Origin of the sequence: Nonomuraea helvata (assembly GCF_039535785.1) — a bacterium.
Lineage (GTDB): Bacteria > Actinomycetota > Actinomycetes > Streptosporangiales > Streptosporangiaceae > Nonomuraea > Nonomuraea helvata.
Window position 1 is genome coordinate 415,208 of sequence record NZ_BAAAXV010000009.1, and the last position, 17,593, is coordinate 432,800.

Annotated in this window: 12 protein-coding genes; 3 read left to right on the forward strand and 9 right to left on the reverse strand. The window is 68.6% G+C overall.

Going from position 1 to position 17,593, the window contains the following annotated elements:
- Positions 1-31: 31 nt before the first annotated feature.
- From ABD830_RS34520 to ABD830_RS34555, 8 genes are all read right to left on the reverse strand, one after another.
- The gene (locus ABD830_RS34520) at positions 32-2,725 is read right to left on the reverse strand and encodes a cellulose binding domain-containing protein (RefSeq protein ID WP_344997153.1); all 2,694 of its coding nucleotides are present in this window, start codon (positions 2,723-2,725) and stop codon (positions 32-34) included.
- Positions 2,726-2,851: 126 nt separating this feature from the next.
- Positions 2,852-3,346, reverse strand: a complete 495-nt coding sequence (locus ABD830_RS34525; protein WP_344997155.1) for a DoxX family protein — start codon at positions 3,344-3,346, stop codon at positions 2,852-2,854.
- A 114-nt stretch (positions 3,347-3,460) separates the two neighbouring features.
- Positions 3,461-6,340 (reverse strand): glycoside hydrolase family 3 C-terminal domain-containing protein, encoded by a 2,880-nt coding sequence (locus ABD830_RS34530; protein ID WP_344997158.1) that lies wholly within the window; start codon positions 6,338-6,340, stop codon positions 3,461-3,463.
- 14 nt (positions 6,341-6,354) lie between these two features.
- Positions 6,355-7,176: a carbohydrate ABC transporter permease gene (locus ABD830_RS34535; protein ID WP_344997161.1), complete on the reverse strand. Its 822-nt coding sequence runs from the start codon at positions 7,174-7,176 to the stop codon at positions 6,355-6,357.
- A complete protein-coding gene (locus ABD830_RS34540) occupies positions 7,173-8,036 on the reverse strand; it encodes a carbohydrate ABC transporter permease (RefSeq protein WP_344997164.1) in 864 nt (287 codons plus the stop codon). Before ABD830_RS34540 ends, ABD830_RS34535 begins: the two co-directional genes overlap by 4 nt.
- On the reverse strand, positions 8,037-9,344 hold the full coding sequence (locus ABD830_RS34545; RefSeq protein WP_344997167.1) for an ABC transporter substrate-binding protein: 1,308 nt from the start codon (positions 9,342-9,344) through the stop codon (positions 8,037-8,039).
- Between the two features lie 18 nt (positions 9,345-9,362).
- Complete coding sequence (locus tag ABD830_RS34550) at positions 9,363-11,651, reverse strand: TIM-barrel domain-containing protein (protein ID WP_344997170.1); 2,289 nt, start codon at positions 11,649-11,651, stop codon at positions 9,363-9,365.
- A 162-nt stretch (positions 11,652-11,813) separates the two neighbouring features.
- Entirely contained in the window at positions 11,814-13,202 is a 1,389-nt protein-coding gene (locus ABD830_RS34555; protein WP_344997173.1) for an NAD(P)H-quinone dehydrogenase, read from the reverse strand.
- Positions 13,203-13,397: 195 nt separating this feature from the next.
- Between ABD830_RS34555 and ABD830_RS34560 the strand changes: the two genes are divergently transcribed.
- Complete coding sequence (locus ABD830_RS34560; protein WP_344997176.1) at positions 13,398-13,889, forward strand: gamma-glutamylcyclotransferase family protein; 492 nt, start codon at positions 13,398-13,400, stop codon at positions 13,887-13,889.
- Here ABD830_RS34560 and ABD830_RS34565 read toward each other — a convergent pair.
- Positions 13,886-15,187: an MFS transporter gene (locus tag ABD830_RS34565; protein ID WP_344997179.1), complete on the reverse strand. Its 1,302-nt coding sequence runs from the start codon at positions 15,185-15,187 to the stop codon at positions 13,886-13,888. The genes ABD830_RS34560 and ABD830_RS34565 overlap by 4 nt on opposite strands.
- A 111-nt stretch (positions 15,188-15,298) precedes the next feature.
- Between ABD830_RS34565 and ABD830_RS34570 the strand changes: the two genes are divergently transcribed.
- Both ABD830_RS34570 and ABD830_RS34575 read left to right on the forward strand, forming a co-directional pair.
- On the forward strand, positions 15,299-16,291 hold the full coding sequence (locus tag ABD830_RS34570) for an Lrp/AsnC family transcriptional regulator (protein WP_344997182.1): 993 nt from the start codon (positions 15,299-15,301) through the stop codon (positions 16,289-16,291).
- Complete coding sequence (locus ABD830_RS34575; RefSeq protein WP_344997185.1) at positions 16,288-17,592, forward strand: M20/M25/M40 family metallo-hydrolase; 1,305 nt, start codon at positions 16,288-16,290, stop codon at positions 17,590-17,592. Before ABD830_RS34570 ends, ABD830_RS34575 begins: the two co-directional genes overlap by 4 nt.
- Position 17,593 lies beyond the last annotated feature (1 nt).

Sequence of the window (17,593 nt, forward strand, 5' to 3'; positions counted from 1 at the left end):
AGGCGGCATGTGGCCTCCCAGGGGCGCTCCCTTACGCCGGGGTGCAGGTGAGGGTGGTGGGTGGGGTGTTGGTGCCGGTGTAGGAGCCCGTGAATCCGAACGAGGTCGTCGCGTTCGGCGCAAGGGAGCCGTTGTAGCTGGCGTTCACGACACTGACGTTCGTGCCCGTCTGGGTCGGGGTGCCGTTCCAGAGCTGGGTGATCTTCTGGTTCCCGGCCCAGGTCCAGGTGACCTTCCAGCCGGAGATCTGCGCCGTGCCCGTGTTCTTGACCGTGACCTCAGCCTGGAAGCCGCCCGACCAATCGTTCACTCCCTTGTACGTCGCCGCGCAACCCGACCCGGTGGTCGGCGTCACCGTCGGCGTCACCGTAGGCGTGACCGTGGGTGTGACAGTCGGCGTGACGGTCGGGGTGACAGTCGGGGTGACCGTAGGCGTGACGGTCACCGGTGGGCCCGTGCGGTCGCCGTACAGGATGCCGCGGCCGTTGGTGCCGACGTAGACGCGGCCGTACACGCGCGGGTCGCCCGTCAGCGCCTCGCCCATGTTGCCCCACTGGTGCTTGTCGTCGTTGATGCGCACCCAGCTCCCCCCGGCGTCGTCCGAGCGGTACAGGCCCGTGACCCCGCCGATCGTGGCCACCGTGAAGACCGCCATGTAGGTCCCCCCGGGCGCCGCCTTGCCGAAGCCGACGTTGACCGAGCTCGTGATCCCGGAGAGCTTGGTGAACGACGCGCCACTGTCGGTGGAGTGCCACAGGCCGCCGTCACCGGCCAGCCACAGATCACCCTCCTTGCCGGGGAGCGCCTTGAACTTGCCGCTGGTCGGCAGGCCCGTGGCGGCGGTGGCGGTGAAGGACGCGCCGCCGTTCGTGCTGACGTAGAGACGGCCGCCGCTGAGGCCGTAGAACTTCGACGCGTTGACCCGGTCCGACTCCACGATCGCGTCGGTGGGCAGGCCGGAGGCCTGCTGCCAGGAGTTGCCGTACCCCACCGAATAGACCGGCGTGGCACCCTTCGGCGCCCAGACGAAGCGGGAGCCGTCGGCGGCCGCCGCCACCGTGCCGCCCTCGTCGATGCCGCCCGGCTCAGTGCCCTGGAACCAGTTGGCGCCGCCGTCCGTGGAGAAGGCCACGTGGCTGTCGTTCGGGCGATCGGAGTCCTTGAAACTGCCCGCCCTGACCATGATCGACGGCGACTTCTCGGCGTAGTCCAGGCTGGTGGTCGTGGTGAAGATCGGCGCCGTGAACAGCATCGACGGTACGGCGTCCAGGTTCGTGTGGCGGAAGCCGCCGATGTCGCCCAGGGCGCTGACCAGGGACACGCCGCTCGGCGGGCTGATCAGGTCCAGGACGGCCGTCTCCTCCAGGCCCTTGGCCATGGGCTTGATGGTGAACTGGCCGCCCGAGTCCCACTTGGCCAGGTCCTCGGTGCCGTAGACGGTGGCGCCGGTGCCGTACAACATCCGGTTCGAGTCGAACGGGTCGATCTCCAGCGACTCCGTCATCCAGCCGAGCTTCGGCGTGACCTCAGGGGGCTGCGGGTTGGCGCCGAACGTCAGCCACGGGTTCTCCGTGATGTCCTGCTTGTAGCGGAAGCTGCGGTTCGGGTACGAGGTAAAGTCCCACACGCGGGTCCAGGTCGCGCCCGAGTCCGTGGAGCGGAAGAAGATCACGTCCGGCCACCACGAGACCTGCGTGGCCACCATGATCGTGCCGGGCTTCTGCCGGTCGATGGTCAGGCCGCTGTAGCCGAAGGTGTCGTCGGAACTGGAGGAGGGGACGGGGCTGATCCGGGTCCAGGCGCCGGTCGCCGTGTTGTAGCGCCACACGTCGCCTTTGGCTCCGTCGTACGGGCCGCCCGTGTCGCTCGTCGCGATGTAGAGGTAGCCGTTGGCCGTGTCCAGCACGCCCTTGTGGGCGAGGTAGCCGGTCGGCTGGCCGGCCACGCGCGACCAGGTGGCGCCCGCGTCGGTCGTGCGGTAGACGCTGTTCTCCTTGTCGGCGACGCCCACATAGATGGTCTTGGTGGTGCTGCCCTTGGCGGACGAGCGCGGGTCGTAGGTCACCCAGACCACGCCCGGCTTGTGGCTCAGGTAGCCGGTGGAGTCGTTCGGGTCCTGGGCGTAGTTGCCCGCGTTGGGGAAGCTGGCCACCTTGGACCAGGTGGCGCCGTAGTCGGTGCTGCGCCACAGCCCGTTGCCGTTGGGGGCGCCGAGGTAGAGGACGGCGTCGTTGTTCGGGTCCACCGACAGGGCCTCGCCCATGCCCCGGCCGGGCATGTTCCCGCCGAGCTTGAACGGCAGCGGCGTGACCTGCCAGTTGTCGCCCTTGTCCGTAGAACGCAGGATCGCGCCGTTGTTGGGGTCCCAGCTGTTGGTGTACATGCCGACGGCGGCGTACACGCGGTTGGTCTGAACGGGGTCAGTGGCGAGGCTGATCACGCCGTTGTAGCCATACTTGTCCCATCCGACCCAGTCCAACAAGGGCGTCCAGGACTTGGTCGACTGGTTCCACCGGTACGCCCCGCCGATGTCGGTGCGGGCGTAGATGAGGTTCTTCTCCGTGGGGTTGAAGATGATCCCGGGTACGAAGCCGCCGCCGTCGATCCTGACGTTCTTGTACGCGTACGGGTCCGAGGCGACGGCCGAGACCGGCGACATTCGCACGACCGCCGCCACCAGCAGGGCGGCGGCGATGGTGAGCATGACGAATAATCTTCTTCGCATGCGCGGCTCTTCCTTTCCAGGCACGCCGACAGGCGCCCCCAAAGGCTGCAGATGACCGCCATGCACGAGCAGAGTGCAGGACCCTGACCGTCGCCGCGCCTTCGCGCATGAGCTCTACCAGAAGGCTCACACACGGGTGTGGCGAGGGTCAATAGTTTGGACAGGCGACGAATTAAGGGGGCCGATGGCCGCCCACAGCGCGATGGCGATGTAGAGGATCTGCTCGGGGATCCGCTCCCACAGCGGCGTCACGGCCTGGCCGGCGAGCGCGGCGTACACGTTCGCCGGGAGCAGGCCGACGAAGAGCAGCGCCAGGCAGATCCCGGCGGCCCTCCGGGTCCTCTCCAGCACGAGCCCGGCCGCCCCGGCCAGCTCGAGCACGCCGGTCAGGTAGACCACCAGGGCCGGGAACGGCACGAACGGCGGCACCATGGCCACCATGTCGGCGTGGTTGGGCATGAAGGTCACGCCCGCAGGGACGAAATGCGCGCTGGCCGTCATCACCAGCATGACGGCCAGCCCATGTGCGGCGCTCACCCTCCAGGAGCCGAACCGCCGCACACCCAGGACACCCAGCAGCCGGAACGCCGACATGGCGACCAGCAACACGATCACAACCACCGCAAGCCTCCATTGGATAGCGAAACTATCTAGTAATTAGATAGCACAACTATCCATACGAGGCAAGAGGAGTTTCGTGGCGGCCACGACCATGCTCATGGCCGCCACGAAACGTCATCGGGTGAGGGCGAAGTCCTTGATCCGCAGGTCACCCTTGAACACCAGGTACAGGCTGCCGCTGCCCGCCTTGACGGAGGCGGTCGCCGTACCCCACTGGTAGATCCCGCCGGTGGCGGGCACCTGGACGGTCCCCAGCAGGGCGCCGGTCGGCGAGCCCGAGCGCAGCTCGATGGCGCCGCCGCTCACCGACGACACCCCGGCTGTGAAGCGGGAGCCGAAGGAGGCGCCGGTGAAGGAGATCCAGTCCCCGGCCGACCCTTCCACGGCCTCGCCGCCGGTCTTCGTCTCGTCCGCGAACGTCACGCCCGCGTAGTCGTCGAAGTCCATGGCCCGGGTGGTCCTGGTCAGGTCGCGTACGGGGATGGTCTCGCCGGACACGCGCAGCGTCGTGGACACGCGGATCCTGTCGGAGGAGGAGCCGACGAGCACGTCGTGGGTGGCGTTCTCGACGGTCCACTTGCCCCGGGTGTAGTCCCAGACCGCCAGGTCCGACTTCTTCAAGGGGAAGGTCACGGTACGGGTCTCACCGGGGTTCAGCGTGACCCGCTGGAAGCCGCGCAGCTGCTTGACGGGCTGCTTGAAGCGGGACTGCTGCTGGTGGGTGTAGAGCTGGACCACCTCGTCACCCTTCACCTTGCCGGTGTTGGTGACCTTCACACTCACCACGTTGCCCTTGACGCTCAGCCCCTGGTAGCCGAACGTGGTGTAGCTCAGGCCGTGCCCGAACGCGTAGAGCGGCTTGTCCTTCCCGTACAGGTACGTCATCCCGGTCTTGGCCAGGTCGTAGTCGTAGATGCTCGGCAGGTCGTCGGTGGCGGGCCAGGTCTGGGTGAGCCGGCCGGCCGGGTTGACGGCGCCGAAGAGCACGTCGGCGACCGCGTGGCCGGTCTCCGGGCCCGCGTGCGTGGTCCACAGCAGGTTCGGTGCGTCCACGATGACCGGGTAGCTGGTCTCCAGGACGACGACCGTGCGCGGGTTGGCCTTGCGCACGGCCTCGATCAGCCGGCGCTGCCCCTCGCCGAGCTGCAGGTTGGGGCGGTCGTGGACCTCGCGGCCCGCGACGAACGGGTTGCTGCCGACCACCACGACCGCCACCTCGGCCTTGGCGGCCTGCGCGGCGGCCTCGGCGACGCCGTCGGAGACGACCTCCTTGCCGAACTTCGCCGCCTGCTCCTTGGCGCCCAGGCCGAGCGTGCCGTCGGCGGAGACCGTGACGTACGGCTCGGGCAGGCCGTACCAGCCATCGCCGGTCTCGTAGCCCGCGTACCTGATCAGGTAGCTGCCGTCGGCCTGTGCTTGGAGCTCGAATTGCTGCTGCACGTACCAGCCGTGGGGCTCGTCGTCGTCGGTGTCGAGCGAGCGCCAGTCGCCGCCGAGCAGCTTGCCGTTGCCCGCGTTGCGCAGCGTGGACACGCCGCCGGTCCAGTCGGTCAGGTCCCACTGGGAGGCCGCGGTGGGCGCGGTGTCGACCAGGGCCGCGTTGTCGTCGGGCCCGGTGCCGGTGGCGGTGATGTACTTGCCGGAGGCCAGGTGCTTGAGCGCGATCCGCTCCAGCCCGGTTCCGGTGCTGACGTCGGCGACGCGCTCCTTGATCCCGTCGAGCGGCGTCACCTGGTACGGCATGGTGCCCCCGTACCAGTCGTGGTACAGCGTCCCGGCCAGCGGCCCGACCACGGCCGCCGACTTCGGCCCCTTGAACGGCAGGGCGCCGGAGTTGCGCAGCAGCACCGCCGCCTTGCCCGCCGCCTCCCGGTTGAGCTTCTGGTTGGCCGGGCTGTTGATCACGTCCTTGGTGATCTTCTTGTACGGCCCGCCGTCCGGGTCGAAGTGCCCCAGCCGGGTGCGGATGGTCAGGACGTTCCGTACGGCCCTGTCCACGTCGGCCTGCGTGATAAGCCCCTGGTTCAGCGCGGCCGTGAGCTGCTCGGCCAGCGGCCCCGGGTTGTTGTCGTCGATCGTGAAGCTGTCGAGCCCGGCCTTGAGCACCGCGGCGAACGCCTCAGGCTTGGTGTCGTAGTACTTCTCCAGGTCGGTGAGCGCGTGCGGCCCCCAGGCGTCGCTGACGTTGTAGAGCGTCTTGTCCGTCCACGACCTGATCGTGGTGCCGAGGTCGGGGTTGACGTGGTTGGGCCGCCCGTTGACCAGGTTGTACGACGCCATGACCCCGGTCGCGGCGTTGGCCGAGATGGCCGCCTTGAACGCCTGCTCGTAGTACTCGTGCCTGAGCTTCGGCGTCAGGTTGGAGGAGCTGAGGCTGCGGTTGGTCTCGTTGTTGTACGCGAGATAGTGCTTCAGCACGGGCGCGGTCTTCAGGTAGAAGGGGTCGTCACCCTGCAGGCCCTTGCCGTAGGCCGTGGAGATCGCCCCGGTCAGGAGCGGGTCCTCCGAGTAGCCCTCCTCGTTGCGGCCCGCCCGCGGGTCACGCAGCAGGTCCACGACGGGGGCCCACACCTGCAGACCCCACAGGGTCGGATCCATGGCGTTGTAGCCGCGCGCCTCGTCGCCGACGGCGGACCCCACCTTCTTGATCAGCGTCGGGTCCCACGTGCTGGCCAGCCCCACGGCCTGCGGGAACATGGTGCCGCTTGCGAGCTTCTGGCTCCACTTGTCGTTGAAGTCGTTGGACCATGCGACGCCGTGCAGCGCCTCGGTGCCGTTCTTGTGGTAGGCGATGCCCAGCCGCGGGATGGCCGCCTGCGACTGGTGCAGCAGCCCCAGCTTCTCCGGAAGCGTGAGGCGGCCGAGCAGGTCCTCGACCCGCTGCTCCACCGGCAGGGCCGGGTTCTGGAACGGGTAGTCGGCGGCCTGGGCGGGGGGCGCGGCCAGCAGCGCGGCCGCGAGGGTGAGGGTGGCCAGTATCGGGATTTTTCGCATTGGGGGGTTCTCCATCACTTGATGGCGCCGACCGTCACACCACGGGTCAGCGTGCGCTGGAAGATCAGGAAGAAGGCGACCGCCGGCACGACGCCGAGCAGGGCCGAGGCGCTGGACATGGTGGCGTCCATGTACTTCTCGCCCTGCAGGACGCCGAGTGCCACAGGCACCGTCTGGGTGTCGTTGGAGATCAGGAAGATCAGAGGAAGGAAGAACTCGTTCCAGGTCCAGATGAAGAAGAAGATCAGCAGGACGTTGAGGGTGGGCCGGCTGATCGGCACCACGATCCGGAACAGCGACCGCAGCCGCCCCGCGCCGTCGATCGCCGCCGCCTCCAGGATCTCCTTCGGGAACTGGCCCAGCACGGCGCTCAGCAGGTACGTGCCGAACGCCGCCTGGATCACCGTCATGACGATGATCACGGCCAGCTGCGTGTCGTACAGCCCGACGGCCTTGGCCAGGTAGTAGAGCGGGTAGGCCAGCGCCTCCTGCGGCAGCGTGTTGGCCACCAGGAACAGCACGAGGATGGACAGCCGGCCCTTCACCCGGCCGATGCCCAGCGCGTACGCGTTGAGCACCGACAGCACGACGGCGAGCACCGCCACGGAGGCGCTGATCAGCAGGCTGTTCCAGAGCTTCGTGCCGAACTCGACCCGGTTCCAGAAGTCGATGATCCCCTGGAGGTAGAGCCCGTCAGGCAGGCTCAGCGGGCCCTGAGAGCTGTACTCGGCCGGCGACTTGACCGCGTTGATCGCCACGATCGCGAACGGGAACACCATCACGACCGCCAGCACGACCAGCGCGAACAGCACCGCCCAGCGTCCCGGCCCCCTCATTGCTCACGCTCCTGGACGCGCAGGAACAGGAACGTCACCACGATGATGATCAGGGCCAGCACCGTGGCGATGGCGGAGCCGTACCCGACGTTGCTCTTCTGGAAGAAGTTCAGGTACGAGAAGTACGACGGGACCATGGTGGCGTTGCCGGGCCCTCCGCGGGTCAGCACGAAGATCGGCCCGAACACCTTCAGCGCGGCGATCGTGCAGGTCAGCAGCACCACGAAGATCTCCGGCCGGATCTGCGGCAGCGTGATGTGCCAGAACCTGCGCCACCACGAGGCCCCGTCGATCTCGGCCGCCTCGTAGTAGGCCGGGTCCACGCGCTGCAGCCCCGCCATGAAGATCACGACCGGGTAGCCGAGCTGGAACCAGACCATCACCGCCATGACCGTGGCCAGCGCCAGGTCGGGATCACCGAGCCAGTCGAGGTCCAGGCCGAAGATCTGGTTGACCGCGCCGTACGACGGGTGCAGCATCCAGCCCCACACCACGCCGGCCACCGCCACCGGCAGCACCTGCGGCAGGTAGTACATGGCCCGCAGCGCGGAGGCCGTACGCGGCCCGAACCGCTTGCCGATGTAGTCGAACAGGGCGGACGCCAGCACGAGGCCGATCGCGGTCGGCACGATGGCCATGGCCACGATCAGGCCCACGTTGTGCTGGAACGACTGCCAGAACCGCTCGTCCTTCAGCAGCCTGGCGTAGTTGTCGAACCCGATCCACCTGGGCGTGCCCACCCCAGACCAGCGGGTGAAGCTCGCGCCCACGTTCATGAGGAACGGCACGACGATGACCACCAGGAACAGCAGCAGACTGGGGATCAGGTAGAGCCAGTATCCCCTCGTGCGCACTCTCATCTAGTTGCCAATGTCGGCGAGGTTGTCCTCGTACGGCTTGGCGATCTCGTCCAGCACCGCGGCGGGCGCCTTGCTGCCGTTGATGAGGTTCTGGACTCCGGCGACCAGCACGTCGTAGTAGCCGGGCGCGGGCCAGTCGGGGTAGAAGGCCAGGCCGTCGCCGCTGGTCACCTTGTTGAAGGTCTCGATGAGCTCCTTGCTCTTGGCGTCGGTGATCGCGGCCGGGTCCGCGGCCACGGGGACGCCGCCGGAGTTGCCCAGCAGGTTCTGGATGTCCTTGCTCATCGTGATGTCGATGAAGTCGTAGGCCAGGTCCTTGTTCTCCGACTTCTCGGGCACCACCCAGATGTTGCCGCTGGAGCCCGGGTACATCGTGGCGCCGGGGAAGAGGAAGTGGCCCCACTCGAACTTCTTGATCTCCGAGGCGAAGCGGCCGTACCACCAGCTACCGCTGATCATCATGGGGAACTTGCCGTTCATGAACGCCACGCCCATGTCCTCGGCCTTCACCCCGGAGGAGTTCTTGGCGATGTAACCCTTCTTCACCCAGTCGGCGAACGTGTCGGCGCCGTAGGTGAACTCGGGACCGTGGAAGTCCACCTTGCCCTTGTAGGACTGGAAGGCGTCGAGCCACGGCTTCTGCGCCTTGGAGAGCGCGAGCTGGTAGAAGATCTGCTGGGCCGGGTACTCGGCGCCGGCGGTGGCGATGGGGGTCATCCCTGCCTTGACGAACGTGTCCATCGCGGCCGTGAACTGCTCGAACGTCGTCGGCACCTGGACCTTGTGCTTCTCGAACAGGTCCTTGTTGTAGTAGACCATCACGAACTCGCCGTAGTTGGGCACGCCGTACCACTTGCCCGAGCCCATGACGCCGCGGTCGTCGTACTTGGCGGTGGTCTGCAGGCCGCCGGGCAGCAGCTTGTCCCAGCCGCGCTTGGTGACCTCGTCGCTGAGGTCGGTGAGCAGGCCCTGCTTGGAGAGCAGGCCCGCGGTGGCGTTGCCCTTGTTGTACTCCATGATGTCGGGCGCCTCGTCCGAGTTCAGCACCATGCTGGCCGTCTTCTGGATCTGTTCGAAGCCCTTCTCCTCGAACTTGACGGTCACGTTCGGGTGCGACGCCTGGAACTTCTTGATCGCCTCGGCCCACGCCTTGCCCATGGCGCTGTCGGCGGACTCGTAGTGCCAGAGCTTGAGTGTGCGCGGCTGACTGCTGTTCTGGGCGGCCGGGGTCTCCGAGCCGCCGGAACCGCACGCCGACAGAACCAGGACCGCAGCGGCCAGCACCGCCGCGGCTCTTGACTTGACCATGATCCCTCCAGGGGGGTGTTACTGGATGACGGCCCGTGCGGGAGCTCCGGTCACCGGGGCGATCTCGACCCCGGTGACGCGCTTCGGGCCGGTGACGGCGACGCGCAGCACGTCGCCGTCCCTGGTGACGACGGCGACCGTCACGCCGTCCTCGTCGTGGATTTCCACCGTCGTGTCGCCGCCTCCGAAGGCGACGAGGGTGATCTCGGCCGGCACGTCCACCGTGTCTCCCGGTGTGGTGGCGACCGGGATGATCGCACCGTGCCGTACGAAGAGGGGGATCTGGTCGAGCGGCTTGCTGACCGTGACGTAACGGGAGCCTTCGAGCACCTCGCCCGTCCAGTAGTCCACCCACTGGCCGCGCGGCAGGTACACCTGGCGGGTGCCCTCGGGCGCGGTCATGGGGGCGACGAGCAGGTCCCGGCCGAGCAGATACTGCAGGTCGGCCTGCCAGGCCACCGGGTCGTCCGGATGGTCCACGCACATCGCCCGCATCATGGGCGCGCCGGTGCGCGCGGCCTCGACGGCCGCCGAGTAGATGTACGGCATCAGCCGGTAACGCAGCTTCAGCGCGCCGACGGCCTGCTCCTCGACGGCGGGGAACTCCCACGGCTCGCGGGTGGTCGTCCCGTGCAGGCGCAGCAGCGGGGAGAGCGCGCCGAACTGGGTCCAGCGCACGTACAGGTCGTCGGTGGGCCGGCCGGTGAAGCCGCCGGCGTCGTGGCTCCAGAACGGCACGCCGGACAGGCCGTGCGCGAGGCCGCCCCTGATCGTGCTGCCCATGGCGGCGTAGCTGGTGTAGGTGTCGCCGCCCCACTGGGCGCTGTGGCGCTGGCCGCCGAGGTAGGAGGAGCGGGCCCAGACGAGCTCGTGGCCGTGCACCTCGCGGGTGACGGCGGCGACGGCGTCGTTGAACAGCAGCGTGTAGACGTTGTGCAGGTCGGTGCCGGTCATGCCGTTGAAGGCGACGGAGTCGGCGGGCACGCCCTCGGCGAAGTCGGTCTTGAACGCGGCCACGCCCTGGCGGAGCAGGTCTCTCAGCAGCCCGGTGAACCACTCGACCGCCTGCGGGTTGGTGAGGTCCACGATCCCGCACGGCGGGAAGGACCCGTGCCAGCAGTCGGCGACGTAGGTCTCCCCCTCCTGATTCTTCAGGAAATATCCGGCTTCAGCGGCCTCGGAGAAGGCGGGGCTCAAGTGGGAAATATAGGGATTCATCCACAGACAGACCTGGAACCCCATGCCCTTGAGCTCAGCCAGCATCCCCTCCGGGTCGGGGAAGTTCACCGGATCCCACTGCAGGTCCGACCAGTGCCCGTCGGCCTGCCAGTACGTGTCCAGGTGCAGCACGTCGCACGGGATGCCGCGCTCCCTGATCGTCCGCGCCCTGGCCAGCACCCGCTCCTGGCTGTCCACGCAGAACCCGGAGGAGATCCAGGTCCCGAACGCCCACTTCGGCGGCAGCGACGGGCGGCAGGTCAGCAGGTCGTAACGGTCCAGCACGTCGGAAGGCGTCGGACCGGCGATCACGTAGTAGTCCATCACGTCGTCGGGCACGATGATCTGCACGACGCTGTGCGTGGACTGGCACACGTCGAACTCCGTCGGGGCCCCGCTGTCCACGAGGACGCCGTAGCCCCTGCTGGAGACGTACAGGGGGATGTTCTTGTACGCCCGCTGCGACTCGGCGCCGAACGCGTCGAAGTTCCACATGAGCGGGCGCTGGCCGCGCTTGTCGAGCCGGGTGAACGACTCGCCGAACCCGGCGAAGGCCTCGTCCGGGGCGGCGGCGAAGCTCTCGTGGTAGGCGACGGGGGCGCCGTCGGAGCTGGAGCGGCCGAAGGGCAGCGTGCGCAGCCGCCCGCTGATGTCGGTGTGCCCGCGGTCCTGCTCGACCAGCGTCCTCCCGGTGGCGTCGGTGAAGCGCAGGTGCCACGGCGCCAGGCTGATCTCGGCCCGCAGCGAGCCCGCGTCCACGACGATCGGCTCCCCTGGCGCGGCCCCGACACGTGCCCCTCGATACGTGCCGGGGGTCACCAGCGAGATGGCGCCTTCCGAACGCGGCCTGGCGGTCGCGTCCTCCGACAGCCGCACCCGGATGACTCCCTCACCGGCCACTCCCACCTGGACGACCAGCGTCTCCTCCGCCGTGGTGACGGCTTTCACCATCACCTCGGCGCCGTCGGCCGCGACCAGCTCCGCGGCGGTCACCGCCGACAGACCACCCTCGCCTCGTGCGCGAACCGGCAGCTCGGGCGGGTCTGCGACGAAATACTCGTGCGCGACCAGTGGGGGGCGATAGGGCATGGAAGCTCCTTAACGAACGGCTGCGCCAACTCGTGAATTAGTTTGCTGTCCATACCAACAAACGTCAACGGTCAGAGCCCTACTTCCCCCTGAGAGCGGTGGGCGGGCATGGCAAGGAGCGCCTCGGCGCGCGGAGGCGGAGGCGGAGGCGCTGAACGAGAGTTAGATGGACACGCCCGGCTGCATCAGGCGGCGGGCCGCCTCGGTGATCGACCCGGACAGCGACGGGTAGACGGCGAACGTGTGGGCGAGCTGGTCGACGGTCAGCCGCTGCTGCACCGCCACCGACACCGCCAGGATCAGCTCGGAGGCGCGCGGCGCCACGATCACGCCGCCCAGCACGATCCCGGTGTGCGGCCGGCAGAACAGCTTGACGAACCCGTCGTTGAACCCCTGCATCTTGGCCCGCGCATTGGTGGCCAGCGGCAGCTTGACCACGTTCGCCTCGACCTCGCCCGCCTCGATGACCTGCTGCGCGACGCCGACCGCCGCGATCTCCGGATCGGTGAAGATGTTGGAGGCCACCGTGGACAGCCGCAGCGGCTGGACGGCCTCACCGAGCGCGTGCCAGACCGCGATGCGCCCCTGCATGGCCGCCACCGAGGCGAGCATCATCACGCCCGTGCAGTCGCCGGCCGCGTAGACGCCGGGCGCGGACGTGCGCGAGACCTTGTCGACCTTGATGAAGCCGCCCCGGTCGAGCTGCACCCCGGCCTCCTCCAGGCCGATGCCGGAGGTGTTGGGGATCATGCCGACCGTCATCAGCGCGTGGGTGCCCTCGGCCGTGCGGCCGTCCTCCAGGGTCACGACCACGCCGTCGGCCGTGCGCTTGACACCGGCGGCACGTGAACGGCCCATGACGTTCATGCCGCGGCGGCGGTAGACCTCTTCGAGCACCTCGGCGCCGTCGGCGTCCTCGTTGGGCATCATCCGGTCGCGGCTGGAGACCAGCGTGACCTCGGAGCCCAGCGAGCGGTACGCGCCCGCGAACTCCGCGCCCGTCACGCCCGAGCCGACCACGATGAGGTGCTCGGGCAGCTCCTCCAGGTCGTAAAGCTGGCGCCAGGTGAGGATGCGCTCGCCGTCGGGCTCGGCGGTGGGCATCACGCGCGGCGTCGCGCCGGTGGCCAGGAGCACCACGTCGGCCCTGATCGTACGGTCGCCCGCCTTGACCACCTGCGGCTCGACCAGCCGCCCGCGCGCCCTGATGATCTCGACGCCCTCGGCCTCCACGCGCGTGGCGATGTCGGCCGACTGGGCCTGGGCCAGCTCCTTGACCCGTTTGTTGACCAGGGGGAGATCGACCCCGACCGTGCCCGTCTCGCCGTCGGGCCCGCCGTCGAAGGAGATGCCCAACGACGGCGCGTCGTGCAGCGCCTGCTTGCGCACAGAGGTCGCGATCAGCGTCTTGGACGGCACGCAGTCGGTCAGCACGCACGCGCCACCGGGGCCGTCCTGTTCGACCATCGTGACCTGCGCGCCTAGCTGGGCGGCCACCAGAGCCGCCTCGTAACCGCCCGGTCCGCCACCAATGATCACGATCCTCGTCACATACACCATTGTCCCGCATGAGCTGGGTAAGGCGGCAACTGACCCATGGGATCTCGGGAGAACGCGCGGAGCTTTGATCACGAAGCGTGACACGTCGTCCTCCGGTGTGCAGCCGATGGACCGAGACGGCCGGCCGGCGTGACAGGATGGCGCGGTAGCTGAATGACGAGCGGCACCCGGTGAGAGGGGTGGATCGTGGCGTGGCTTTCAGGTCCTGCAGGTAAGCCGAGTGATCTCCGGCTTTATGCCGCGTACGGCTCGAACATGGACCCGGAGCAGATGGCCATGCGTGCCCCGCACTCCCCGATCTGGGGTGTCGGCTGGCTGACCGGATGGCGGCTGACGTTCGGCGGATACGACCCCGCCTGGGACGGCGCGCTCGCCACGATCGTCGAGGACCCCGACGAGCACGTGTTCGTGGTGCTCTACGACGTGCCCGACTGGGAGGAGACCTCGCTCGACCAGTGGGAGGGCGCGGTCCGCGGGGCCTACCACAAGGTGCGGCTGCGCGTGCAGACCCTCGAGGGCGAGGTCGTGGCCTGGTTCTACGTGCTCGACGGCTACGAGGGCGGCCTGCCCTCGGCCCGCTACCTCGGCAGCCTGGCCGAGGCGGCGGAGCGGGCGGGCGCCCCCGACGACTACGTCAAGGAGTTGCGGGAGCGCCCCTGCACCTCTTACGGCGGTTAGCTCAGCGGCTGGTCCTTGGTCTCCTTCAGCACGAAGATGTAGACCAGCGTGGAGATCAGCGCCAGCGCCGACATGTAGTAGGGGAACACCTCGACGTTGCCCGCGTCCTTGAGCGCCGTGCCGAGGAGCGGCGCGGTGCCGCCGAAGAGCGCCACGGTCAGCGAGTACGGGAAGCCCGCGCCGGCCGCGCGCACCCTGGTCGGGAAGAGCTCGGAGTTCACCGCGGCCGAGATCGAGGTGAAGCAGCCGAGGAAGAGCATGCCGATCAGCTGCACGGCCAGCAGGCTCCCGAACGAGTTGCCCAGCGTGCTGAGCAGCGGCACCGGCAGCACCACGAAGGCGACGCCGAAGGTGATCAGCATGGGCTTGCGCCCGATGCGGTCCGACAGCATGCCGAGCAGCGGCTGCAGCACCATGAAGAAGAACAGCGAGACCGTGCCCACCTGGAGCGACTGCGCCGCGTCGAACTTGACCGTGATCTGCGCGTAGATCGGCAGGAAGCTCGTCCAGGTGTAGTACGCCACGGTGCCCGCGATCGTGATGCCGACGATCGTGGCGGCCGCCTTCGGGTAGCCCACCAGGAACTCGAAGAGCTTCGGCCGCTTGGCCTCACCGCGCTGGATCTCCTCCGCCACGGCCGAGGTCTCGTCCGCACCCTTGCGGATCCACAGGCCCACGAGGCTGATCACCGCGCCCACGATGAACGGGATGCGCCAGCCGTACGAGCCCATGTCCTCCTTCACGAGGTTGGAGGCGAGCAGCGCGGCCAGGCCGGAGGCCAGGAGCTGGCCGATGGTGGTGCTGACGTACTGGAAGCTCGAGAAGAGGCCGCGCCGTCCCTGCGGGGCGGACTCCACCAGGAACGTCGTGGCGGCGGCGAACTCGCCGCCCACGGACAGGCCCTGGATGAGCCGGGCGAGGGTCAGGATGACCGGCGACAGGAGGCCGACGGCCTCGTACGTCGGCGTCAAGCCGAGCAGCAGCGACCCCGCGCCCATCAGCACGATCGTGAATGTCATCGCGGCCTTGCGCCCGAACCGGTCGGCGAACGCGCCGACCAGCAGGCCGCCCAGCGGGCGCATGAAGAAGCCCACCGCGAACACCCCGTAGGCGCTCAGCAGCGCCACGAGGCCGCCCTCGCTCTTGGGGAAGACCTGGGCGGAGAAGTATGTCGCGAGGAAGGTGTAGGCGTACCAGTCGTACCACTCGACGACGTTGCCGATGCTGGCCGCCATGAGCTGGCGGACACGACTCTTGGGGATGCCGACTGGCGAATGTGTCACGGGGGAGGTCGCCACGGGGGGCTCCTTTGCTGCAATGTGCGGAGATGGCTTACTGTGCAGTTGGACGACCGAAACAGTCAAATCTCTGGCCAGATATTTACAAACCCGACATAGAACAGGTTGCAGGTGGATGATCTCGACCGGCGCCTCGTCGCCGCGCTGCAAGTCAGTCCGCGCGCCTCATGGGGCGAGATCGGCAGAGCGGTGGGCGAGCACGAGCGCACGGTCGCGAGGAGGCTGCAGCGCCTGATCTCCGAGGGGGTCGTCCGCGTCACGGCCATCTACGACGACCTGCGCACCGGGCACGGGCGTCCGGTTCACCTGCACGTCCAGGTGCGTCCCGGCACGGCGGGCAAGGTGGCCGAGGCACTGGCCGACCGGCCCGACACGCGCTCGGTCTACGCGCTGACCGGCGCCGCCGACATCGGCTGCGAGCTGGTCCCGCCGTCGCGCGAGCAGCTGCACCACATCCTGTCCGCACAGGTCTCCGAGATCGACGGCGTGCGGCAGACGCAGGCCATGGTGGTGCTCCACACGTTCAGGACCGTGGCCGAATGGCACGCGCCGTACCTCAGCGAGGAGGAGGTGGCCGAGCTGCGGCCCGCGCCGCCCCCCGAGTGCCGGCCCGACGAGGAGGGCCTGTCTCCTCTGGAGGAGGAGATCGCCCACCTGCTCGCCGCCGACGGCAGGATCGCGTTCACGACCGTCGCCGAGCGCCTCGACGTCTCCGTGCCGACCGCGCGCAGGCGGGTGACCTCGCTGATCGAGCGGCGGCTGCTGCTGCCCCGCGCCGAGGTGGAGCCCGCGCTGCTCGGACTCGAGGTCGAGGCCATGCTCTGGCTGAAGGTGCGTCCGTACGGGCTGGACCTGGTCGGTCAGCGACTGGCCGCCCACCCAGACGTACGCTACTGCGCCGCCACCTCGGGCACCCACTCGCTGATCGTGCAGGTGGTGGCCGCGCACGAGGCGGACCTCTACCGCTTCATGACCCGCGTCGTCGGACAGTTCGACGAGATCACCGACAGCGACCTCACCCTGATCACCCGCGCCTACAAACGCGGTCATCTCCATAAGTCCGGACTGCTCACGTTGGATCACCGTTGGGAGAAAACGCCATGACACCCGCCGAAAAGGAAGTCGCCGACCTCTGCGTGGAGCTGATCCGCGCCGACAGCAGCAACTACGGGGACGGCAGCGGCCCCGGCGAGCGGGCCGCGGCCGAGGTCGTCATGGCCAGGCTGGCCGAGGTCGGGATCGAGTCCACGTACATCGAGAGCGAGCCCGGCCGCGGCAACGTGATCACCCGCGTCGAGGGCACCGACCCGTCACTGCCCGCCCTGCTCGTGCACGGGCACCTGGACGTGGTGCCCGCCAACGCCGCCGACTGGTCCGTCGACCCCTTCGGCGGTGAGGTCCGCGACGGCTACATCTGGGGCCGCGGCGCCGTGGACATGAAGGACATGGACGCGATGATGCTGGCCGTGCTCCGCCAGCTGAAGCGCGAGGGGCGCAGGCCGCGCCGGGACATCGTGTTCGCGTGGGTCGCCGACGAGGAGGCCGGCGGCGTGTACGGCGCCAAGTACCTCACCGCGAACCACCCCGAGCTGTTCGAGGGCGTCACCGAGTCGATCAGCGAGGTCGGCGGGTACTCGCTGGAGGTCGACCCGTCGCTGCGGCTCTACCTGATCGAGACGGCCCAGAAGGGCCTGGCCTGGATGAAGCTCATCGCCGACGGCACGGCGGGACACGGCTCGATGCTGAACGGCGACAACGCCGTCACCGAGGTCGCCAAGGCGGTGGCGAGGATCGGCGACCACGACTGGCCGCTCACCTACACGCCGACCGTGCGGCGGTTCCTCACCGAGGTCGCGGACGCGTTCGGGATCCCGTTCGACGAGGACGACCCGCAGCCGGTCCTGGACAAGATCGGGCCGCTCGTGCGCTTCGTCGGCGCGACGCTGCGCAACACGGTCAACCCGACCCAGCTCGACGCCGGCTACAAGTCGAACGTCATCCCCGGCCAGGCCACGGCGGTGATCGACGGGCGGTTCCTGCCGGGGTTCGAGGAGGAGTTCTTCAAGACCGTCGACTCGCTGCTCGGGTCGAAGGTGCGGCGCGAGTTCGTGCATCATGACATCGCGCTGGAGACCTCGTTCGACGGCGCGCTGGTCGAGTCGATGATCGCGGCGCTCAAGGCCGAGGACCCGGCGGCTCGCGCGATCCCGTACTGCATGTCGGGCGGCACCGACAACAAGACGTTCTTCGCCGACCTCGGGGTGCGCGGGTTCGGGTTCGTGCCGTTGCGGCTTCCCGCGGACATGGACTTCGCGTCGATGTTCCACGGCGTGGACGAGCGGGTGCCGGTGGACGCCCTGCAGTTCGGCGTGCGGGTACTGGACAGGCTCCTCATAAACTACTGAG